This window comes from Micromonospora sp. BS32, from assembly GCF_059089345.1.
In genome coordinates this window covers 552807-576311 of the sequence record NZ_JBSSHR010000001.1, presented here as the reverse complement: position 1 = coordinate 576311, position 23505 = coordinate 552807, and the positions used below count along the sequence as shown (strand labels likewise).

General features: G+C 76.3%; 7 protein-coding genes. 2 read left to right on the top strand and 5 right to left on the bottom strand.

Annotated elements, in window-relative coordinates; genetic code table 11:
* Positions 1–16167, bottom strand: a complete 16167-nt coding sequence (locus AC5RWQ_RS02485) for an SDR family NAD(P)-dependent oxidoreductase (RefSeq protein WP_494281095.1) — start codon at positions 16165–16167, stop codon at positions 1–3.
* A 175-nt stretch (positions 16168–16342) separates the two neighbouring features.
* Here AC5RWQ_RS02485 and AC5RWQ_RS02480 point away from each other — a divergent pair, with 175 nt between their 5' ends.
* On the top strand, positions 16343–17926 hold the full coding sequence (locus tag AC5RWQ_RS02480; protein ID WP_494281094.1) for an AMP-binding protein: 1584 nt from the start codon (positions 16343–16345) through the stop codon (positions 17924–17926).
* Between the two features lie 46 nt (positions 17927–17972).
* Here the strand turns inward: AC5RWQ_RS02480 and AC5RWQ_RS02475 are convergent, their stop codons facing one another.
* Entirely contained in the window at positions 17973–19511 is a 1539-nt protein-coding gene (locus AC5RWQ_RS02475) for an amino acid adenylation domain-containing protein (RefSeq protein ID WP_494281093.1), read from the bottom strand.
* A gap of 87 nt (positions 19512–19598) precedes the next feature.
* Here AC5RWQ_RS02475 and AC5RWQ_RS02470 point away from each other — a divergent pair, with 87 nt between their 5' ends.
* Positions 19599–19859, top strand: coding sequence for a phosphopantetheine-binding protein (locus AC5RWQ_RS02470; protein WP_494281092.1), 261 nt, complete (start codon positions 19599–19601; stop codon positions 19857–19859).
* Between the two features lie 44 nt (positions 19860–19903).
* Here the strand turns inward: AC5RWQ_RS02470 and AC5RWQ_RS02465 are convergent, their stop codons facing one another.
* Genes AC5RWQ_RS02465 through AC5RWQ_RS02455 form a run of 3 tightly spaced genes read right to left on the bottom strand, consistent with a single transcriptional unit; the run spans position 19904 to position 23477 of the window.
* Positions 19904–20851: an ACP S-malonyltransferase gene (locus AC5RWQ_RS02465; RefSeq protein WP_494281091.1), complete on the bottom strand. Its 948-nt coding sequence runs from the start codon at positions 20849–20851 to the stop codon at positions 19904–19906.
* A 44-nt stretch (positions 20852–20895) separates the two neighbouring features.
* Positions 20896–22152, bottom strand: a complete 1257-nt coding sequence (locus AC5RWQ_RS02460) for a pyridoxal phosphate-dependent aminotransferase (RefSeq protein WP_494281090.1) — start codon at positions 22150–22152, stop codon at positions 20896–20898.
* Positions 22149–23477: a KamA family radical SAM protein gene (locus AC5RWQ_RS02455; RefSeq protein ID WP_494281089.1), complete on the bottom strand. Its 1329-nt coding sequence runs from the start codon at positions 23475–23477 to the stop codon at positions 22149–22151. The genes AC5RWQ_RS02460 and AC5RWQ_RS02455 overlap by 4 nt, the downstream gene beginning before the upstream one ends.
* Between the last annotated feature and the right edge of the window lie 28 nt (positions 23478–23505).

Genomic DNA, 23505 nt, shown 5'->3' with positions numbered 1-23505 from the left:
TCAGCCGATGTCGCCGGTCGCCATGGCCGCGCGCACCAGGTCGTCGATCGCCATGTCCTGGATGGTCCCGCTCCGGTCCTCCGCCGGCGGTGCGTCGGCGGCCGGCGGGCCGGTGAGCGCCAGCAGTGCGTCCAGCAGCCCGGCCTCGCGCAGCCGGGCCGGCGAGACCGAGGCCAGCGCCCGCCGGACCTGCTCGTCGTCGACCGTCACCGGGGCGGCCGCCGGGGCCAGGTTCGGTTCCAGCTCGGTGAGGAGGAACTTCGCCAGCGCCGCCGGGTTCGGGTAGTCGAACATCAGCGTGGCGGGCAGCCGCATGCCGAGCGCGGCGCTGAGCCGGTTGCGCAGCTCGATGGCGGCGAGCGAGTCGAGGCCCAGCTCGGTGAAGCCCCGGGTCCGGTCGATCGCCTCCGGCTCGTCGTGCCGTACCTGTGCCACGTGCGCCACCACCAGGTCGACCAGGAGCCGTTCCCGCTCGTCGTCGGCGAGGCCGGCGAGTCGCTGCTCCAGGCTCGCCTCCGCGGCCGGCGCGGACGCGCCACCGTCGGCGGCGGCGCGGGGCGTCCGGCGCGGCGGGGGCGCACCCATCACGTCGCGGAAGAGCACCGACACCCCACCGGCGGCCTCGGCCAGCGCGGCCGGGTCGATCCGCATCGTCACCAGCACCGGGTCGGGCAGCGTCAGCGCCTCGTCCAGCATCGCCAGCCCCTGCGCCGAGTCGAACGGCGGCATGCCCAGCCGGGCCATCCGCTGCTCCTCGGCGCCGGCGTCGAAGGCGCCGCCGCCCAGCCCGGTCAGCGTCGTCCAGAGGCCGAAGGCGAGGGCCGTCGCGGGCAGCCCCGCCGACCGGCGGTGCGCCGCGAGCGCGTCGACGAACCGGTTGGCCGCCGCGTAGTTCGCCTGGCCGGTCCCCATCAGCAGACCCGAGGTGGACGAGAAGAGCACGAACGCGGCCAGGTCGAGCTCCCGGGTCAACTCGTGCAGGTGCCAGGAGCCGTCGACCTTCGGGCGCAGCACCCGGTCGACCTGCTCGGGGGTCAGCGAGCCGAGCATGGCGTTCTCCATCACCCCGGCGGCGTGCACCACGGCGCGCAGCGGGTGGGCCGCCGGCACCCCGGCCAGCAGGGCGGCGACGGCGGTCCGGTCGGCCACGTCGCAGGCCACCACGGTGACCTCCGCGCCGAGCGCGGCCAGTTCGGCGCTCAGCGCCCGGGAGTCCGGCGCCTCGGCGCCGCGCCGGCTGGTGAGCAGCAGGTGCCGGACGCCGTGCGCGGTGACCAGGTGCCGGGCGACCAGCGCGCCGAGGCCGCCGGTGCCGCCGGTGACCAGGACCGTGCCGTCGGCGTCCCACGGCGGCGGTGCCGGCGCGTCGGGCGCGGTGGCCCGGGCCAGCCTGGGCACCCGGATCTCGCTGCCGCGCACCGCCACCTCCGGTTCGCCCACCGCGGCGATCGACGCCAGCAGCGGCGCGGCGGCGCGCGGGTCGTCGACGTCGACCAGCAGGAACCGGCCCGGATACTCCTGCTCCGCGGCGCGGACCAGACCCCAGACCGGGGCCTGGGTCAGGTCGACGTCCGCGCCGTCGACGTCCGCCGCGCCGGTGGTCACGATCATCAGCCGGGAGTCGGCGTACCGCCGGTCGGCGGTCCACTCCCGACTCACCCGGAGCATCGCGTCGAGCCCGGCCCGGGTGGCGGCCGGCACGTCACCGTCGGCCGGGCCGCAGGCGACCAGCACCACCTCGGGTACGGGCGCCCCGGCGTCGATCGCCGCGCCCAGGGCGGCCAGGTCGGGCAGCACCGGCACGCCGGCGCCGAGCCCGAAGGCGTCCTCGCCGAGCACCGCCCAGCGTCCCACCGTCGCCCCGGTCGCCGCGCCGAGCGGCAGGTGCGGCCAGTCCAGCCGGAACACCGACTCCAACCGGCGTACCCCGGTGGCGGCGACCGCGGCCGCGGCCACCCGGTCCGGCGTCACCGCGCGGACGACCAGCGACTCGACCGTGGCCACCGGCGCGCCGGTCGGGTCGGCGAGCTCCAGCCGGACGGCCTCCGAGCCGACCGCGTGGTCCGAGTCGACCCAGTTGATCCGGACCCGCAGCCGGGCCGCCCCGCCGGCGTGCAGCGACACCCCGGTCCAGGCGAACGGGAGCTGGGTGCCGCCGACGTCCTGCGGGCGGCGCCCGCCGAGGAAGTCGGTGGCGCTGAGCGCGGCGTCCAGCAGCGACGGGTGCAGGCCGAACCGGCCGGCCTCCTCCCGGGCGCCGTCGGGGAGCGCCACCTCGGCGTAGACCTCGCGGTCGCGTCGCCAGACGGCGCGCAGGCCCCGGAACATCGGACCGTAGTGGTAGCCCTGGCCGGTCAGGTAGTCGTACACGTCGCTGATGTCGACCGGCTCCGCGCCCGGCGGCGGCCAGGCGGTGAGCCCGAACCCGGCGGCGCCGGCGGCCGGCGCCCCGGGGGCGAGGAAGCCGGAGACGTGCCGGGTCCAGCCGAGCTCGGCGGGGGCGTCCTCCACCCGGGAGTGGATGGTGAACGGGCGCCGGCCGGCCGCATCCGGCGCGGCGACGACCACCTGCAGCGCGGTGCCGCCCACCGACGGCAGCGGCATCATCGCCTCGATGGTCAGCTCCTCGACGACGTCGCAGCCGACCTCCTCGGCGGCGCGCAGCGCCAGCTCGACGTAGCTGGTGCCGGCGAGCAGCACCGTGCCGAGCACCGAGTGGTCCCCGATCCAGGGCTGGGTCTGCACCGACAACCGGCCGGTCATGGTCACCGTCTGAGAATCCGGGGACACCACCACCGCGCCGAGCATCGGGTGCCGGGCGGCGTGCTGGCCGAGCCCGGCCGGGTCCCCCGCCGGCGCGGCGGGCACGTCCAGCCAGTACCGGCGCCGCGCGAACGCGTACGTGGGCAGATCGACCCGGCGTACGCGCCGGCCGGCGAAGAATCCGGACCAGTCGACGGGCGGGCCGGCGACGTGCAGCCGGGCCACCGCCTCGGTGAGCGTGGCCACCTCGGGCCGGTCGCGGCGCAGCGCCGGGACGACGAGCACGGCCGGGTCGTCCAGGCCGGCCTGCGCCAGCGCGGTGAGGACGGCGTCCGGCCCGATCTCGAGCAGCCGGGTGGCGCCCTCGGCGAGCACGGTGGTCACCCCGTCGGCGAAGCGAACCGCGTCGCGGACGTGGCGTACCCAGTAGCCGGGGTCGGTGAGCTGCTCGCTGGTGGCCACCGCGCCGGTCACGTTGGAGACCACCCGGACCGTCGGCGGGTGGTACGTCAGCTCCTCGGCCACCCGGCGGAACTCGGCGAGCATCGGCTCCATCAGCACCGAATGGAAGGCGTGCGACACCCGCAGTCCGGTGGTCTTGCGCCCGGTCTCCGCGACCTGGCGGGCGACCTCGCGGACCTCCTCCTCGGCGCCGGAGATGACGACGGCGTGCGGGCCGTTGACCGCGGCGATGCCGACCCGCTCGGTGAGCAGCGGCCGGACCTCCGCCTCGGTGGCCTGCAGCGCCACCATCGCGCCGCCGGCCGGGAGGTCCTGCATGAGCCGGCCGCGGGCGGCGACCAGCCGGCAGGCGTCGGCCAGCGACAGCACGCCGGCGACGTGCGCGGCGGCGAGTTCGCCGACGGAGTGGCCCACCAGCAGGTCCGGGCGTACGCCCCAGGACTCCACCAGGCGGTGCAGCGCCACTTCCAGGGCGAACAGGGCCGGCTGGGTCCAGCCGGTGCGGTCGAGTTCCGCCGCCTCCGCGCTGTCCGGCGCGGCGAACAGGACCTCCCGCAGTGGACGGTCCAGGTGCGGGTCCAGGTGGGCGCAGACGTCGTCCAGCGCCGCGGCGAAGACCGGGTACGCCTCGGCCAGCTCGCGCCCCATGCCGGGGCGCTGGGCGCCCTGTCCGGAGAAGAGGAAGGCGGTCAGCCCCTCCTCGGCGGCGGTGCCGGTCAGGGTGGTCGGGGCGGGCGTGCCGGCGGCGAGCGCGGCGAGGTCGGCCAGCGCGGACGCCCGGTCGACGGCCGGTACGACGGCCCGGTGCGGCAGCGCGGCGCGGGCGGTGCCGAGCGAGTACGCGACGTCGGGCAGGTCGGCGTCCGGGTGGGCGGTCAGGTGCGAGTGCAGCGCGCCGGCCTGCCCGGGCAGCGCCGCCGCGGTACGGGCGGAGAGCACCAGCGGGACCGGGCCCGGGACGGCTCCGGCGGGCGCCGCCGGCGGTGCGCTCCGAGCTGCGGGCGCCTCCTCGATGATCATGTGGGCGTTGGTGCCGCTGAGCCCGAACGAGGAGACACCGGCGCGGCGGGGGCGGCCGTCGTGCCGCCACTCGACCGGGTCGGTGAGCAGCCGGACGTCCCCGGCGGACCAGTCCACCTGCGGCGACGGCTCGTCGACGTGCAGCGTGCGCGGCAGCAGCCCGTGGCGCAGCGCCATCACCATCTTGATGACGCCGCTGACCCCGGCCGCCGCCTGGGCGTGCCCGATGTTCGACTTGACCGAGCCGAGCCAGAGCGGGCGTCCGTCGGGGCGTTCCTGGCCGTACGTGGCGAGCAGGGCCTGCGCCTCGATCGGGTCGCCCAGCCGGGTGCCGGTGCCGTGCCCCTCGACCGCGTCCACGTCGGCGGCGGTGAGCCCGGCGGCGGCGAGCGCCGCCCGGATGACCCGCTGCTGGGACGGGCCGTTCGGCGCGGTGAGGCCGTTCGACGCGCCGTCCTGGTTGATCGCCGAGCCACGGATGACGGCGAGCACCGGGTGCCCGTTGCGGCGGGCGTCGGAGAGGCGCTCCAGCAGCAGCAGGCCGAGCCCCTCGGCCCAGGCGGTGCCGTCGGCGGCGCCGGCGAAGGCCTTGCACCGGCCGTCGGCGGCGAGACCGCGCTGCTGGCTGAAGTCGACGAAGATCTCCGGCGTCGGCATCACCGTGACGCCGCCGGCCAGCGCCATCGCGACCTCGCCGTTGCGCAGCGCCTGCGCGGCCAGGTGCAGCGCCACCAGCGACGAGGAGCAGGCGGTGTCGACGGTGACGGCCGGGCCCTCCAGCCCGAGGGTGTACGCGACCCGGCCGGAGGCGATGCTCGCCGCGCTGCCGTTGCCGACGTACCCGGACAGCTCCGCCGGGATCTCCGGCAGTCGGCTGGCGTAGTCGTGGTACATCACGCCGGCGTAGATGCCGGTGCGGCTGCCCCGCATGGCGACCGGGTCGATGCCGGCCCGCTCGAACGCCTCCCAGGCGCCCTCCAGCAGCAGCCGCTGCTGCGGGTCCATGGCCAGCGCCTCGCGCGGCATGATGCCGAAGAACTCGGCGTCGAAGTCGGCGGCGTCGTGCAGGAAGCCGCCGGCCCGGGTGTAGCTCTTGCCGGGGGTGCCGGGCTCGGGGTCGTAGATCCGGTCGCCGGGCCAGCCCCGGTCGGTCGGGAAGGGACCGATCGCGTCGCCCGAGTCGGCGACGAGCTGCCACAGCTCCTCGGCGGAGCGGACGCCGCCGGGGAAGCGGCAGCTGATCCCGACGATCGCCACCGGGTCGTCGTCGGTCGCTGCGGCCCGGCCGGGTACGGGCGTCGGCTCGCCGGCGGTGGCGCCGGTGAGCGCGGTGGCCAGTTCCTCGGCGACGGCCCGGGTGTTCGGGTGGTCGAAGACCAGCGTGGCGGGGAGCCGCAGGCCGGTCGCCCCGCTCAGCGCGTTGCGCAGCTCCACCGCCGCGAGGGAGTCGAAGCCGAGCTCGCGGAACGCTCGGTCGGGGGCGATCGCCGCCGCCCCGTCGTGCCCGAGGACCGCGGCGACGTGGCCGCGGACCAGCTCGACCAGGGACCGGCGCAGGTCGGCGGGGCCGAGCCCGGCCAGCCGGTCGGCGAACGCGCCGCCGGTCGCCGCGCCGGGCACGGGCCGCCGGGGCGGCGTCGGGACGAGCCCGCGCAGCAGCGCCGGCAACTCCCCGGTACGGGCCCGCAGCGCGGCCCGGTCGACCCGGGTGAGCACCAGCGTGGTGGCCGGGTCGGCCAGCGCCGCGTCGAAGAGTGCCAGGGCGTCGTCGGCGGGCAGGGCGGGCAGGCCGAGGCGGCGCATCCGGTCGAGGTCCGCCCCGGTGAGCGTGCCGCCGAGGCCACTGTCGACCGCCCACATCCCGTACGCCAGGGAGGTGGCCGGCAGGCCGGCGGCCCGGCGGTGCGCGGCGAGCGCGTCGAGGAAGACGTTCGCGGCCGCGTAGTCGCCCTGCCCGGCGGCGAGGATCAGGCCGCCGGCCGAGGAGACCAGCACGAACGCGTCGAGCGGCCGGTCGCGGGTCAGTTCGTGCAGGTGCCAGGCCCCGTCGACCTTGGGCGGTAGCACCACGTCGAGCTGGGCGTCGGTGAGCGAGTCGAGGGTGCCGCCGACGGCGGTGCCGGCCGCGTGCACGATCCCGGTCAGCGGCTGCGCGGCGGGGATCCCGGCGAGCAGGGCGGCCACCTCGGCGCGGTCGGTGACGTCGCAGGCCGCGACGGTCACCTCGGCGCCGGCGGCGCGCAGCTCGGCGGCGAGCGCGGCGGCGCCCGGGGCGTCCGGGCCGCGCCGGCTGGTGAGCAGCAGGTGCCGGACGCCGTGCGCGCCGACGAGGTGGCGGGCCAGGAGGGCGCCCAGGCCACCGGTGCCGCCGGTGACCAGCACGGTCCCGGTGGACGACCAGGGCGCGGCGGTCCCGCCGGCGGCCGCGGGGGCCGCCCGGGCCAGCCGGGGCGCGAGGACCGCTCCCCCGCGTACGGCGAGTTCGGGCTCGCCGGTGTCGGCGGCGGCGGCCAGCGCGGCGGTGGACTCCGGCGTCCCGTCGGTGTCGACGAGCTGCACCCGGCCCGGCTGCTCGGCCTGGACGGCCCGGACGAGCCCCCAGGCGGGCGCGAGCCGCGCGTCGACCTGGTCGCCGTCGTGCACCGCGACGGCGTCCCGGGTGACCACCACGAGCCGGGCGCCGGTGTGCCGTTCGTCGGCCAGCCAGGCGCGCAGCCGCGCCACGAGGGCGCCGGTGACCGCGCGGGCGGCACCGGGCACGTCGAGCTCCCCGGGGGCCTGGACGGTGAGCGCCACCAGCGCCGGCACCGGCGTGCCGTCGCCGGTCTCGGGCAGCGGTTCGCCGGTCGGGGTGACCGGGCGGGGCTGCCAGTCGATCCGGAACATCGCCTCGTCGGCGGGGGTCTCGGCGTCGTGCAGCTGGGCCGCCGAGACGGGCCGGGAGACGAGTGTCTCGACGGTGGCCACCGGCCGGCCGGCCTCGTCGGCGAGCCACATCGCCGACACCTCGTCGCCGCGCAGCCGGCGCAGCCGGACCCGCAGCGCGGTCGCGCCGGCGGCGTGGAGGGTGACGCCGGTCCAGTCGAACGGCATCAGGGTGGGCGCGTCGGGGTCCTCGTCGAGCAGGTCGGCGTGCATCGCGGCGTCCAGCAGGGCCGGGTGCAGGCCGAACCGTCGGCCGTCGGCCTGCGCCGACTCGGGCAGGGCCACCTCGGCGTACACCTCGTCGCCGCGACGCCAGGCCGCCCGCAGGCCCTGGAACGCCGGTCCGTAGCCGTAGCCGCGCGCGCCCAGCCGGTCGTACGCGTCGGTGACGTCGACCGGGGTGGCGTCGGCCGGCGGCCACTGCACCAGGTCGAACGCGGGTGCCGCCGGCTCGGGGCTGAGCGTGCCGGTGGCGTGCCGCAGCCAGGGCGCGTCGGCGTCTGCGCGGGAGTGGATGGTCACCGGGCGGGCGCCGGTGGCGTCGGGGTCGCCGACGGCCACCTGGATCGCCACCCCGCCGTGCGCGGGGAGCACCAGCGGCGCCTGCAGGGTCAGCTCGTCGATCCGGCCGCAGCCCACCTGGTCGCCGGCGCGTACGGCCAGCTCGACGAAGCCGGTGCCGGGGAGCAGGACCCGGCCGAGGACGTCGTGGTCGGCCAGCCAGCCGGCGGCGGTGAGCCGGCCGGTGAGCACGAGTCCGTCGCGGTCGGCGGCGGCCACCACGGCGCTGAGCATCGGGTGGTCGACGGCTTCCAGGCCGGCCGCGCCGACGTCGCCGGTGGCCGGGGTGACGTCCAGCCAGTACCGGCGGCGCTGGAACGGGTAGGTGGGCAGGTCGAGGACGCGGGCGGGGTCGTACCGGCCGGCGTACCGGGCGGCCCAGTCGACGGGTACGCCCCGCGACCAGGCCCGGCCGGCGGCGGTGAGCAGCTCGCGGACCTCGTCCCGGTCGCGCCGCTGGGTGGCCAGCACGGTGGTGTCGCCCTGGGCGGCGAGGGCGGTGAGCACGGCGTCCGGGCCGATCTCCAGGCAGGTCGACACGCCGCGCCCGGCGAGGGTGGTGACGGCGTCGGCGAACCGGACGGCGTGCCGGACGTGCCGCACCCAGTACTCCGGATCGGTCAGCTCCCCGATGCCCGCCAGCTCGCCGGTGAGGGTCGACACCAGCGGGATCGACGGCGCGGAGTAGGTCAGCGACTCGGCGACCGCCCGGAAGTCGGCGAGCATCGGTTCCATCAGCGGGGAGTGGAAGGCGTGCGACACCCGTAGCCGGCTGCTCCGGCGCTCCCCCAGCCCGGCCAGCACGGCCTGGACGGCCGCCTCCGCGCCGGAGACGACCACCGAGGTCGGGCCGTTGACCGCCCCGAGGTCGACGCCGTCGACCAGCAGCGGCCGGACCTCGTCCTCGGTGGCCTGGACCGCGACCATCACGCCGCCGGCGGGCAGCGCCTGCATCAGGCTGCCCCGGGCGGCGACCAACGCGCCGGCGTCCGCCAGGGAGAACACTCCGGCCACGTGCGCGGCGGCCAGCTCGCCGATGGAGTGCCCGGCCACGAAGTCCGGGCGCACTCCCCAGGATTCGAGGAGTCGGAAGAGCGCCACCTCGAAGGCGAAGAGCGCCGGCTGGGCGTTGCCGGTGGCGTTGAGCGCCTCGACGTCGTCGCCCCAGAGCACGTCGCGCAGCCCGGGGTCGAAGCCGGCCAGGGCCGCGTCGAAGGCCGCCGCGAAGACCGGGTACGCGTCGTACAGCTCGCGGCCCATGCCGAGGCGCTGGGCGCCCTGGCCGGTGAAGAGCGCGGCCACCTTGCCGTCGCGCACCTCGTCGGCGTCGCCGCCGGCCGCGACCGCGGCCAGGGCGCCGGCCAGCTCGGCGCGATCGGCGCCGACCACGACCGCCCGGTGGGCGAGCGCGGCACGGGTGGTCGCCAGCGCGTGGCCGGCGTTCGCCAGGTCCTCCTCGGCCAGCCCGTCGAGGTGGGCGTGCAGCAGCCGGGCCTGCTCCCGCAGCGCGGGCGCGGTCGTCGCCGAGAGCACCCAGGGCAGCGGCCCGCCGTCGGCGGCGACGACCGGGCCGACCGGGGTCGGGTCGGCGGGCGGCTCCTCCAGGACGACGTGCGCGTTGGTGCCGCTGATGCCGAACGAGGAGACACCGGCGCGTCGGGGCCGCTCCGACCGGGGCCAGTCGCGCTCGGTGGTGAGCAGCTCCACCGCGCCGTCGGTCCAGTCCACCTGCGGTGACGGCGCGTCGGCGTGCAGGGTTCGGGGCAGGGTGCCGTGCCGCATGGCCAGCACCATCTTGATCACTCCGGCGACGCCGGCCGCGGCCTGGGCGTGGCCGATGTTCGACTTGACCGAGCCGAGCAGCAGTGGACGCCCGTCGGCGGGCCGCTGGGCGCCGTACGTGGCGAGCAGCGCCTGTGCCTCGATCGGGTCGCCCAGGGTGGTGCCGGTGCCGTGGCCCTCGACCGCGTCCACGTCAGCGGGGCGCAGCCCCGCGGTGGCCAGCGCCTGCCGGATCACCCGCTGCTGAGAGGGGCCGTTCGGGGCGGTCATCCCGTTGCTCGCACCGTCGGAGTTGACCGCCGAGCCGCGCACCAGCGCCAGCACCCGGTGCCCCCGGCGTCGGGCGTCGGAGAGCCGTTCCAGCAGCACCAGGCCGATGCCCTCGCCCCAGCCGACCCCGTCGGCGCCGGCGCCGAAGGACCGGCACCGGCCGTCCGAGGAGAGGCCGCCCTGCCGGCTCATGTCGACGAAGGTGTCCGGCGTGGACATCACCGTGACGCCGCCCGCGAGGGCCAGCCGGCACTCGCCCCGGCGCAGCGCCTGCGCCGCGAGGTGCAGCGCGACCAGCGACGACGAGCAGGCGGTGTCGACCGTCACGGCCGGCCCCTCCAGCCCGAAGGTGTACGCGATCCGGCCGGTCGCGATGCTGGCGAGGCTGCCGTTGCCGTGGTAGCCGGCGAGCTCCTCGGGCAGCGGGCCGAGGCGCAGGCCCCAGTCGTGGTACATGACGCCGGCGAAGACGCCGGTGTCGCTGCCGCGCAGCGTCGCCGGGTCGACGCCGGAGCGCTCGAAGGTCTCCCAGGCGACCTCGAGCAGCAGTCGCTGCTGCGGGTCCATCGCCTGGGCCTCGCGGGGGCTGATGCCGAAGAAGTCCGCGTCGAACCCGGCGGCATCGTGCAGGAATCCGCCCTCGTTGGAGTACGTCCGGCCGGGCCGGCCGCGCTCCGGGTCGTACACCTCGGGGTCCCAGCCCCGGTCGGTGGGGAAGGTGGAGATCGCGTCGTCGCCGCGCAGCACCAGCTCCCACAGCTCCTCCGGGGAGGTGACCCCGCCCGGGTAGCGGCAGGCCATCCCGACGATCGCGATCGGCTCGTCGGTCGGGACCGCGGCGACCGGCGCGCTCGGCGCGGCGGGGGCCGACGCCGCGAAGAGCCGCTCGGCGAGGTGCCGGGCGAGCGCGGTGGAGGTCGGGTGGTCGAACGTCAGGGTGGCCGGCAGCCGCAGGCCGGTCAGGCCGGCGAGCCGGTTGCGCAGCTCCACCGCGGCGAGGGAGTCGAACCCGATCTCGCTGAAGGCCCGGTCCGGTCCGACGTCCCGCGCGCCGTCGTGGCCGAGGACGGCGGCGACCTGGGCCCGGACCAGGTCGAGCAGCGCCTCGGTCCGGCCCGCCTCGTCGAGGCCACCGAGTTCGGCGGCGAGCGGCAGGTCGGCGGCCGGCGCGGCGGTGGCGGCCCGGCGCACGGGCACCCGGACCAGGTCGCGCAGCAGCGCCGGCACGCCGTCCGCCCGCCGGGCGGCCGCGGCGGCGTCGAGCCGGACCGGGACGACCGTCGGCGTCGTGCCGTCGAGGGCCCGGTCGAGCAGCGCGACGCTCTGCGCGCCGGTCAGCGGCGCGAGGCCGGACCGTTCGATGCGCTGCACCGCCGCCGGGTCGAGCCGGGCGCCCATTCCGCCGGTGCCGGTCCAGAGGCCCCAGGCGAGCGAGGTGGCCGGCAGGCCCTCGGCGCGGCGGCGGGTCGCCAGCGCGTCGAGGAAGTGGTTCGCGGCGGCGTAGTTGCCCTGCCCGGGGGCGTCCAGCAGGGTCGCGGTGGAGGAGAAGAGGACGAACGCGTCGAGCGGCCGGTCGCGGGTCAGCTCGTGCAGGTGCCAGGCCGCGTCCGCCTTGGCGGGGAAGACGGTGTCCAGCCGTTCCGGGGTGAGCGTGGTGACGACGCCGTCGTCGAGCACCCCGGCGGCGTGCACCACGGCGGTGAGCGGCTGGGTCGCCGGCACGGCGTCCAGCAGCGCGGCGAGCGCCGCCCTGTCGGACACGTCGCAGGCCGCCACGGTGACGTCGGCGCCGAGCGCGGTCAGCTCGGCGGTCAGCGCGGCGACGCCCGGGGTGTCGCTGCCGCGCCGGCCGGCGAGCAGCAGGTGCCGGACCCCGCGCGCGGCGACCAGGTGCCGGGCCACCTCAGCGCCGACGCCGCCGGTGCCGCCGGTGACCAGCACGGTGCCGGTCGGGCTCCAGGTGAAGGCGCCGGACGGCTCGGGCGCCGGACGCAGCCGCGGCACCAGCACCGTCCCGGCCCGCACGGCGAGTTCCGGCTCCCCGGCGGCCAGCGCCGCGGCGACCGCGCCGGGCAGCGCGGCGGCGGACCGGTCGTCGTCGTCGAGATCGGCGAGGAGGAAGCGGTCGGGGTGTTCGGCCTGGGCCGCCCGCACCAGACCCCAGACCGGGGCCTGGGCCGGGTCGGCCGGGTCGTCCGCGACGGCCTGCGCCCGCCGGGTCGCCACCACCAGCCGGGCGTCCCCGGTCCGCTCGTCGGCGAGCCAGTCGCGCAGCAGGTCGAGGGTGCGGGCGGTGACCGCCCGCGCCGCCGCGGGCACGTCGCCGTCGGCCGGGTCGACCGTGGCCAGCACCAGGGCGGGCGCCGATCCCGCCGCCAGCGCGTCGTACGGCGCGAGCGGGGCGGGCGGTGCGGGGGCGGGCGTGCCGAGCGGGCGCCAGTCCACCGTGTACAGGGCGCCGGCCCGGTCGGGGACGGACGGGGTCGCGGTGAGCGGGCGGACCACGTACGACTCGATCGTGGCGACCGGTGCGCCGGCGGCGTCGGCCAGGGTGAGCGAGACCGCGTCCGGGCCGAGCGCGACGATCCGGACCCGCACCGCGGCGGCCCCGGCGGCGTGCAGTGACACCCCGCTCCAGGCGAACGGGACCCGGACACCGGTGGTGTCGGCGGGCGGGTTCGCGTGGTCGGTGGCCTGGAGCACCGCGTCGAGCAGCGCCGGGTGCAGGCCGAAGCCGGCGGCGGTGTCCCGCACCGGGTCGGGGAGCGCGACCTCGGCGAAGACCTCGTCGCCGCGGCGCCACACGGCGCGCAGACCCTGGAACGCCGGCCCGTAGCCGTAGCCCTGGGCCACCAGCTCCGGGTAGAAGTCGGTCACGTCGACCGGGGTGGCGCCCGGGGGCGGCCAGACCGCGAGACCGGTCGCGGGGGCGCGGTGCGGGGCCAGCCAGCCCACCGCGTGCCGGGTCCAGGCCTCGGTCTCGGCGCCCTCGGCCCGGGAGTGCAGCTCGATGCCGCGCCGCCCGGTTGCGTCGGGGACGCCGACCACGGCCTGCACGGCGACGCCGCCGTCGGCCGGCAGCACCAGCGGCGCGGCCAGCGTCAGCTCCTCGACCGTGCCGCAGCCCACCTGCTCGCCGGCGCGCAGCGCCAGCTCGAGGAAGGCGGTGCCGGGCAGCAGGTTGGCCGCGGCGACGACGTGGTCGGCGAGCCACGGGTGCGCCCGTACCGCGATCCGGCCGGTCAGCACGGTGGAGTCGGCCCCGGCCAGCGGCACCACCGCGCCGAGGAAGGGGTGCCGGGCCGCGATCTGGCCGAGGCCGGGGACGTCGCCCTGCCCGGCCGCCGCGCCGGAGAGCCAGAAGTGACGGTGCTGGAAGGCGTACGTCGGCAGGGGCACCGGCGCGCCGTGCCCGCCGAGCAGCCCGGCGGCGTCGAGCCGGCCGCCGCGGGTGTGCGCGACGGCCGCCGCGGTGACCGCCTCGCGCCGTTCGTCGCGGTCCCGGCGCATCGTGGGTACGAAGACGGGCCCGCCGGATCGGCGGGCCGCCGCCTCGCGGCCCAGCGCCGACAGCACCGGGTCGGGTCCGAGTTCCAGGAAGGTGGCGACGTCGCGGTCGAGCAGCCAGGTCAGGCTGTCGTGGAAGCGGACGGCCGCGCGCACGTGCCGCACCCAGTAGCCGGGGTCGGTGAGCTCCTCGGTGGCGGCGAGCCGGCCGGTGACGGAGGAGACCACGGGGACGGTCGGCGGGCGGTAGTCGAGGACCGAGGCGACCCGGCCGAACTCGGCCAGCATCGGCTCCATCAGCGGGGAGTGGAACGCGTGGCTGACGTCGAGCCGTCGGGCGCGCCGGCCGAGGGCGGCGAAGCGCGCGACGACGGCGTCGACGGCGTCGCCCGCGCCGGAGACCACCAGCTGCTCGGGGCCGTTGATCGCGGCGAGGTCCAGCCGCTCGTCGAGCAGCGGGCGCAGCTCCGCCTCGGTGGCCTGGACGGCGGCCATCGCGCCGCCGGCCGGCAGCTCCTGCATCAGCCGGCCGCGGGCGGCGACCAGGGCGGCGGCGTCGGGCAGCGAGAGCACCCCGGCCGCGTGCACGGCGGCGAGCTCACCGATCGAGTGGCCGGCGACGAAGTCCGGGCGCAGTCCCCACGACTCGAGGAGCCGGAACAGCGCCACCTCGACCGCGAACAGGGCGGGCTGCGCGTACCCGGTGGTGTGCAGCAGCGCGGCCTCCGGCGTGCCCTCGGCGGCGAAGAGCACGTCCCACAGCGAGGTGTCGAGCTGGAGGTCGAGGTGCCCGATGGCGGTCTCGAGGGCCTCCGCGAAGACCGGGTACGCGGCGTGCAGCGCCCGGCCGGCGCCCAGGCGCTGGCTGCCCTGGCCGGTGAAGAGGTACGCGAGCAGGCCGTCGCGGGCCAGGTCGGTGACGACCGCCGGGTCGGTGCCGCCGGCGGCCACGGCCCGCAGGCCGCGGCGGGCCTCGTCCGGGTCGCCGGCCAGGACGACCGCCCGGTGCGGCAGCGCCGCCCGACCGGTGAGCAGCGACAGCCCGAGGTCGGCCAGGCTGGGCGCGGCCTCGTCGTCGGTGGCCGCCAGCAGCCGCTCGGCCTGCGCGCGCAGGGCCGTGTCGCTGCGGGCGGAGAGGGCGAGCGGGACCACGGCGGGCGCCGGCCCGGCCGGGGCGGGGGGCGGCGGGGCGGGCTCGTCGGTGGGTTCAGCGACGATGACGTGGGCGTTGGTGCCGCTGATGCCGAAGGCGGACACGCCAGCGCGGCGCGGCTCGTCGGTGCGGGGCCAGGGCAATGCCTCGGTGAGCAGCGCGACGTTGCCGGCGGTCCAGTCCACGTTGGGCGTCGGCGCGTCGACGTGCAGCGTGCGGGGCAGCGTGTCGTGCCGCATCGCCATGATCATCTTGATGATGCTGGCGGCGCCGCCGGCTGCCTGGGTGTGCCCGAGGTTCGACTTCACCGAACCGAGCCGCAGCGGGCGGCCGGCCGGCCGGTCCCGGCCGTACGCGGCGATCAGCGCCTGCGCCTCGATCGGGTCACCGAGCATCGTGCCCGTGCCGTGCGCGTCGACGGCGTCGACCTGCGCGGCGGTGAGCCCGGCGTTGGCCAGCGCCTGCCGGATCAGCCGGCGCTGGGCGACCCCGCTCGGCGCGGTGAGCCCGTTGCTGGCCCCGTCGGAGTTGATCGCGGTCCCGGCGACCACGGCGAGCACCGGATGGCCGAGCCGGCGCGCGTCGGAGAGCCGTTCGAGGACGAGCAGCCCGACCCCCTCGGCGAACGCGGTGCCGTCGGCCGCGGCGGCGAACGGCTTGGCGACGCCATCCGGGGCGAGGCCACGCTGCCGGCTGAACGCGGTGAAGACACCGGGGGTGCCGATGACCGCCACCCCACCGGCGAGCGCCAGCGCGGACTCCCCGCGCCGCAACGACTCGACCGCCAGGTGCAGCGCGACCAGGGAACCCGAGCAGGCGGTGTCGACGGTGAGCGCCGGACCCTCCAGGCCCAGCGTGTAGGCCACCCGTCCGGACAGGACACTGGTGGTGTTGCCGGTCAGCAGGTACGCGTCGAGGCCGTCGGGCGCCTCGTGCAGGCGTACCCCGTACTCCTGCGGTTCCGCGCCGATGAAGACGCCGGTCCGGCCGCCGCGCAGCCCGGTCGGGTCGATGCCGGCCCGCTCCAGGGCCTCCCAGGCGGTCTCCAGGACGAGCCGCTGCTGCGGGTCCATCGCGACGGCCTCGCGCCGGCCGATGCCGAAGAAGTCGGCGTCGAAGCCGCCCGCGTCGGCGAGGAACCCCCCGTGCCGCACGTACGTCGTCCCCGGCCGGTCCGGGTCGGGGTCGTAGAGGTTGTCCAGGTCCCACCCCCGGTCGGTCGGGAACGGGCTGAGCACGTGTTCGCCGTCGGCGACCAGCCGCCAGAGCTGCTCCGGCGAGTCGACGCCGCCCGGGTAGTGACAGCCGATGCCGATGATCGCGACCGGCTCGTCGGTCGCGCCGGTGGTGGCCACCGGGGCGGGCCCGCCGTCGGCGAGGCCGAGCAGTTCGGCGCGCAGGTGCTCGGCGAGCAGCGCCGGGGTCGGGTGGTCGAAGCCCACGGTGACGGGCAACGCCAGGCCGGTGGTCGCGTTGAGCCGGGCGTGCAGCTCGACGAGGCCGAGCGAGTCCAGGCCCTGCTCCCGGAAGGACGACTCGACCGCCACCACGACGTCCTCGTCGGGGCGGATCCGTCGCAGCACCGCGAGCAGCTGCCCGCCGACCAGCTCGCGCAGCAGCCGGACCTGTTCGGGCCCCGGCAGGCCGGTCAGCTGACGCGTCAGCGCCGCACGTCGTTCCGCCAGGTGGTCGCCGTCCGAGACGGCGCCGCGAGAATCGCGCATCGACGCACACTCCATTTATCAACGCTAATTCCGACAGGCGTCACCCACGGGGGACCCATGAATCGGAACCGTACGCAGCCGATCGCGGTCGCCCCACCCCTACGGACCCCTAACGGGAGTCGGCTCCTCCACAGAAGACGGATCGGGGCGACCGGTTTTCCCTACACTCCGGAATATGAGTCGAACAACCGTCCCGGAAATACGGTGCCCGGAGAAACTGCACGAATTCCTGTTGTGTCACGCGTCGACCCGACCGGATCATCCGGCCGTCGTCGAGCGGACCGGATCCGGCGATCTCGAGACTGTCTCCTACCGCGCGCTGCGGGATCGCGCCGAGACGTACGCGGCGGCCCTGGCCGAGCTGGGGCTCGACGTCGGTGACCGGGTGGTGGTGGACTCCGACACCTCGGCGTCGGCGATAGCGCTGGTGATCGCCTGTTCCCTGCGCGGTCTCACCTTCGTCCCGGTGAGCCCGGAGTCACCGACCCGGCGGGTGCTGACGGTGGCCGAGACCGCCGGCGCGGTGCTGCACCTCCAGCCGCCCGACGGCCGGCGCGAGGGCCTGCCGCCGGAGCTGGGCGCCGCCCGGTTCGGCCCGGCCGGGCTGACCGTGCAGCGGGCACCCGCGCGCCGGCCGCACCGCCGGGTGGCGTCGACCCCCACCGACCCGGCGTACATCGTCTTCACCTCGGGGACCACCGGCCGGCCCAAGGGCGTGGTGATGAGCCACCGGGCGGTGCTCGCGTTCTACCGGGGCATGCTCGCGCACGGCATCGTCGGCCCGGACGACCGGGTGGCCACCACCTCGCCGTTGCAGTTCGACTTCTCGCTGCTCGACGTCGGCCTGGCGTTGGGCAGCGGCGCCACCGTGGTGCCGGTGCCCCGGGCCCTGCTGCGCTGGCCGCGCCGCTTCCTCGGCTTCCTCGCCGACACCGGCGCCACCCAGGTCAACGGCGTGCCGTCGATCTGGCGGCCGGCGCTGCGGCACGAGCCCGACCAGCTCGCCACCCTCGAGCGGCTGCGCGGCGTCCTCTATTCCGGCGAGAGCTTCCCCCTGCCCGAGCTGCGGCACCTGCGCAAGCTGCGGCCGGGGCTGCGGATCGTCAACTGCTACGGCAGCACCGAGTCGATCGCCTGCTCCTTCACCGACGTGCCCGACCCGGTGCCCGACGACGCCGAGCGGATCTCCATCGGCGTCGCGCACCCGGGCGCGGAGCTGCTGCTGCTGGACGACTCCGGTGAACCGGTCCGCGCCCCCGGCGTGCTCGGCCAGCTCTACCTGCGCAGCCCGGCGCTGTTCACCGGGTACTGGGACGACCCCGAGGCCACGGCGGCGGCGCTGGTGCCCGATCCGGTGGAGCCCCGTTCCGGGCAGCGGGTGTTCCGCACCGGCGACCTGGCCTACCGGGGCGGCGACGGCGCGCTGTACTTCAGCAGCCGGCTCGACTCGCAGGTGAAGATCCGGGGCAACCGGGTCGAGCTGGGCGAGGTGGAACGGCGGCTGTCGGAGTGCGCCGGGGTGACCGCGGCGACCGTGCTGGTGCTGCCGCAGCCGAACGGCGAGCCCGGGCTCTGCGCGTTCGTGGCCACCGCGCCGGGCGCGGAGGCCGTCGGCGGGCGACTCGGGGCGTTCTGCAAGGAGACGCTGCCCGACTACATGGTCCCGGCGGAGCTGCACCTGCTCACCGAGCTGCCGGTGACCGTGAACGGCAAGGTCGACAAGGCGGCCCTGGTCGAGTGGCGCGCCGCCCGGGACTGACCACCGCGCCGCGGCGGAGCCGCCCGCTCCGCCGCGGTCGCGCCGGTCACGCGGGTACGGCCGCGGCCTCCCGGGCCAGCCGCCCCCGGTCCACCTTGCGGTTCGGGTTGAGCGGCAACTCGTCGAGGTGCCGGTAGGTGCGCGGCAGCATGCCGGCCGGCAGGAGCTGGCGCAGCTGCCGGGCGAGCACCGCCGCCGGGGTCACCTCGCCGGTGTAGAAGACCACCAGCTCCAGCCCGTCGTCGCTCGCCCGGGTGACCGCCACCGCGTCCTCCACCCCGGCGCAGGCCCGCAGGGCGTGCTCGACCTCGGCCAGCTCGACCCGCCAGCCCTGGAGCTGCACCTGGGAGTCCAGCCGCCCCAGGTAGACCAGCTCGCCGTCGGCCAGCCGCCGGACCCGGTCACCGGTGCGGTACCAGCGGCGCCCGTCCCGGTCGAGGAACCGGCCCTCGTCGTCGGCGGGGTCGAGGTAGCCCGCAGTGAGCTGCGGGCCGGTGATGCAGAGTTCACCCTCGGTCGGCGACTCCCGGCCGTCGGCGTCGAGCAGCACGTGGTCGTGGCCGGCGTGCACGGTGCCGATCGGGGTCAGCCCGTTGACGCAGCGCGCCGGTGAGGTGGCCGGCGACCAGCGGTGCCCGGTGACGGTGATGGTCAGCTCCGTCGGGCCGTAGATGTTCTCCAGGGTGGACCGGTCGGCGGCGCCCTGCCAGTCCTCGGCGTCGGCCGCGCGCAGCGCCTCGCCGGCGAAGAGGCTCCACCGCAGCCCGGGCAGCGCGCCGGGCCCGAGGCCGCCCATCCGCCGGACCAGCCCGATGCTGCTGGGGGTGGAGAACCAGACGGTCATCCGCCGTTCGGCGACGAAGGCCGGCAGGTCGCGGTACGCCTGCGCCGGCACCGGGTGCACGGCGGCCCCGGCCCCCCAGGCGCAGAAGAGGTCGAACATCGCGCAGTCGAAGTTCAGGTCGAAGGTCTGGGAGAAGACGTCGTCGGGTTTGAAGTCGTACCGGGCGTCCATCAGCGTGAAGTAGTGCCCGACGCTGGCGTGGCTGATCGGCACCCCCTTCGGCCGACCCGTCGAGCCGGAGGTGAACAGGGTGTACGCCACCGCGTCCGGCGCCACCGGCCGCGGCGCGGCCAGGGCGTCGCCCGGGTGCACCGGGATGGTGTGCCGGTCGCCGGCCGGCCCGTCGCCGAGCACCGGCAGCGCCGGCCCGCCGGCGCGCAACTGGTCCAGGGCGGCCCGGCCGGCCGGGTCCGCGACGACCGCGGTGACCCCGGCGGCGTCCAGCATCCGCCGGGTCCGCACCGCGGGGAAGTCCGGGTGCAGCGGCACCACGGTGGCGCCGGCCCAGAGCGCGGCGAGCACCCCGGCGTACCCCTCGACGCTCTTGCCGGCCAGCACCCCGACCGCGGCGGGGGGCCCACCGTCGGCGGCCACCAGCGCGCCGGCCCAGCGGGACGCCAGCTCGTGCAGGGCGGCGTAGGAGACCTCCCGGGCGCCGACCCGCAGCGCGGTGCGGTCGGGTCCGAGGGCAAGTCCACGCAGGAATCTCCAGGGCAGCGGCAGTGCGGTGTCGTCCATCATCGGTCTCCGCGATTAGGGGGACGGCAGGGGTTGTCCGCCGCCCGACGGTGGGCTTTTGTCGAAATGGACGAGGAAGTGTCCGGGAGGATGGAGAAAATGATGTGGGATGACAGGTTCGAGGAAATCATGCGTCGGTCGCTGCCATTCCTTCCGGCCGGGGAAAAGCTCGATCCGGACGCCGATCTGCGCAATCTCGGACTCGATTCACTGGGTACGGTGGAACTGCTCTCGCACCTCGAGAAGGCGTACCAGGTCCGGTTCACCGACGAGCTGCTGAGCATGGACACCTTCGCCACCCCCGGCGTGCTGTGGACCGCGCTGTCGCGCATCGTCCCGACCGCGGCCTGACCCCGCGGGTCCCGGTCGCCGAGGCGGCCGGGACCCGCCGGCGTTCAGACGGGCACCTGCCGGCGGCGCGGGGTCAGCGCCAGGCGGGGGTTCGCGGTCACCACGTCGAAGTTGCGGGTCGTGCAGCCCACCCGGCCGAACAGGTGGTCCGGTCCGGCGACGAAGACCCGACCGATCCCGTTGCGGCGCATCGTCGCGACCACCTCCGGCCACCGCACCGGCGACACCAGGCCGTCCAGCAGCATCCGGCGCACGCCCTCGCCGCTGTGCCGGATCGTGCCGTCCTGGTCGGCGACGACCGGCACCTGCGGGTCGACGAACCGGACGTCCGGGAAGACCTCCCGCTCGACGAGGTCGCGCAGCGGGCCGAACGCGGCCGAGTGCATCGGCGGCTCGGTCACGTACAGAGGCAGTCCGCCGGCCGCGCGCAACCGGTCGGAGAACCAGTCCAGCCGCTCCCGGCGCAGCGACACCATGTGGAAGTCGTCGTCGATGTAGCAGGCGACGTCGTACCAGCCCCCGTCGGCGGCCAGCTCGGCCAGCACCTCGTCGAGCCGTTCGACGGGGGTACGGGCGAACGACAGGGTGGCCACGTCGCGGTGCTCGCGGGCGAAGTACTCCTCCTCGCAGCGGGCGATCCGGGCGGTCATCGCGATCGCGTCGGACGCGGTGACCGCGCCCGCGTACGCGGCGGCCGCCTTGCCGCCGAAGCTGGCGCTGGCCACCAGCGCCGGCACCACGTTGTGGCTCTCCGCCGCCCACTCGGCCAGCGCCAGGCAGTTCACCAGGAACGCCACCTGGGCGTACTCGGAGTAGTCACCGTCGGTGTCGCGGTAGCGGTCGACGAGGGAGTAGCCGAGCGTCTCGTCGGCGACCGCGACGAGCCGACGGGCCGCCGGATTGATCATCATGAACCGCGCGACGTCCGCGAAGCGGGCCGGTCCCATGCCGGGGAAGACGATCGCCTCACCCGGTGGTCTGTCGTGCTCCATGTCGTGTCCTCTCCGCGCCGCACGCTGCCCGGTCCGCCTCGCGGCTACCGGCAGAGCTTGGCGAAGCGTTCCTCGATCCTGCTGAGTGCGTCCCTGACGTGCGGCAGTGCGAGCGGGTCGGCGGCGTCCAGCGCCGCGGCCCGTTCGACGTCGGTGTCGCCGTAGAGCAGACTCGTCGCGGCCCGGAACCGCAGCGCCGACGGGTCGTCGCCCTGGTGGTGTCCGCCGAGGACCGCCACGCCGTACGTCTCGAGCAGCTCGTGCTGCAACGAGGCCGAGTCGGTGACTCCGCGGCCGGCCAGCACCTCGCGCAGCGGCGCGAAGTCCGGGTAGACGTAGAAGCCGCCGGTCGGCGGCCGGCAACTGGCGCCGACGTCGACCATGATCCGGTGCACCGCGCCGGCGACGGCGCCGTGCAGCCGGGCGGCGGCCGCCAGGTAGGCCCGAATCTCCGGCGGCTCGGCGAAGGCGTACGCGGCGACCTCCTGCATCGGCTGTGCCAGCGTCGACCACACCTCGCTGGCCACCGAGACGACGTCGGCGCGGAGCCGGTCGCCGGCGGCACCGGCCGGGAAGCGGGCCGCGCCGATCCGCCAGCCGCCCAGGGCGAGGTTCTTGCTCAGCCCGGTGGTGACCAGCGTCCGCTCCGGCAGCAGCTCGGCCGGGCTGACGAACTCGGTCGCCGGGTCGTGCACGAGGTCCCGGTAGATCTCGTCGGAGACGATCCAGAGGTCCTCCCGCTCGGCGATCGCGCAGAGCCGGTGGACCACCGCGGGCGGGGCGAGGGTGCCGGTGGGGTTGTCCGGCAGGGTCAGCAGCAGGATGCGGGGCGTGTGGCCGGCCCGCCGGGCGTCCCGCAGCGCGTCGTCGAGCAGGTCCGGGTCCGGCACCCCGCCGCAGTCGGCCGGGATGGGCACCCGGATGGCGGTCTTGCCGGCCAGGGCGGCCTGCGGCGCGTAGGTGTTCCAGCAGGGGCGGGGCAGCACGATGTCGCCGGCGAGCACGAGTTGCAGCCCGATCAGCAGGGCCTTGCTGCCCGGGGCGACCACGACCTGCTCGGGGTCGGTGCGCAGCCGGCGGCGGCCGAAGTAGCCGGCCACCGCCTCGCGTACGGCCAGGTCCCCGGCGACCGGGCCGTACCGGTTGCGGCGGGCGCCGGCCACCAGCCGGTCGACCAAGGGCGGGAAGACCGGCAGCCGGGCCTCGCCGAAGCCGAGGTGCACGATGGACTCGCCGGCCGCCTGCCGGGCGGCCACCCGCTGGTCGAGGGCCATGTTCGGCGACGTCTGCCGGGTGCTCACCGGTCCGCCCCCGCCCCGGCGATGGCGGCGACGATGTCCGCCGGGGTGGACGGGTCCAGCCGCAGGTCGTCGAGCCAGGCGGCGCTGGCCGACCGGCGGGCCCGGAACGGGCGGCCGACCAGCAACGGGTCGCGGGCCTGGAGCAGCCGTAGCTGGAAGAACTCGCCCTCCGGGGTGTCCACCATCCCGTCCACCACCACCTTGCCGGGAGTGGCGGACATGACCGGGCCGCGCACCGTCCGGGCCAGTCCCGGCAGCTGCTGGTACGCCTCGTGGAAGATGTTCACGGCCCGCTCCAGGGGCACCTTGAAGTACTCGTGCGGCCCGGTGTCCCGCTCGACGAACATGTAGTACGGCACCGCCCCGTTGCCGATCTCGGCGTGCCAGAGTTCGCTCCACACCGCTGCGCTGTCGTTGACGTGCGCAATGAGCGGGGCCTGGCAGTAGATCAGCGCGCCGGTGGCCCGGATCCGGGCCAGCGCCCGGCGGGACAGCTCGGGCGCCAGCTCGCGGGGGTGGCTGAAGTGCGCCATCACGGCGACGTTGCGGCCGGTGGCGACGATCTCCTCGAAGAGCCGCAGCACGTCGTCGGCGTCGGAGTCGGTGACGAACCGCTGCGGCCAGTACGCGACCGACTTGGTGCCGATCCGGATGGTGCGCAGGGTCTCCACCCGCAGCAACGGTTCCAGGTGGCTGCGCAGCCGCTCGGTGGACATCACCATCGGGTCGCCGCCGGTGACCAGCACGTCGGTGACGGACGGGTGCCGGCGCAGGTACTCGATCAGCTGCTCCGGGCCGGGCGCGGCGAACCGCAGGTCGGCGTCGCCGACGAACTGCGCCCAGCGGAAGCAGTAGGTGCAGTAGGAGTGGCAGGTCTGGCCGTGCCCGGGGAAGTAGAGGACGGTGCGGCGGTACTTGTGCTGCACGCCGGCCAGCGGGACGCCCTCGTGCAGCGGCACGTTGTGCTCCATCTGCCCGGAGGGGTGCGGGTTGAGCCGGCCGCGGATCTGCCCGATGGCGGCCCGCAGCGCCGGCTGGTCGCCCCGGGCGGAGAGGTCGGCGAGCTGCCGCTCGTCGTCGGGGGTCAGCATGCCCGGTTGCGGGAAGACGAGCTGGAAGATCGGGTCCTCGGGGATGCGCTCCCAGTCGATCAGTTCGCCGAGAACGTATTCGTTGACCCGGAACGGCAGCACCATCGAGACCAGTCGGATGGTCTCCCGGAGCTCCGCGGGTATGCCGTAGCGGTTCGCGACCTCGTCCACCTGACGGGGGCCCAACGCACGGAAGCGCTCTGTTCCGGCGAGCGTGGGGGCCAGTATTGTCATGCCTAGGTTCCTCGCGTCTCGGGCAGGC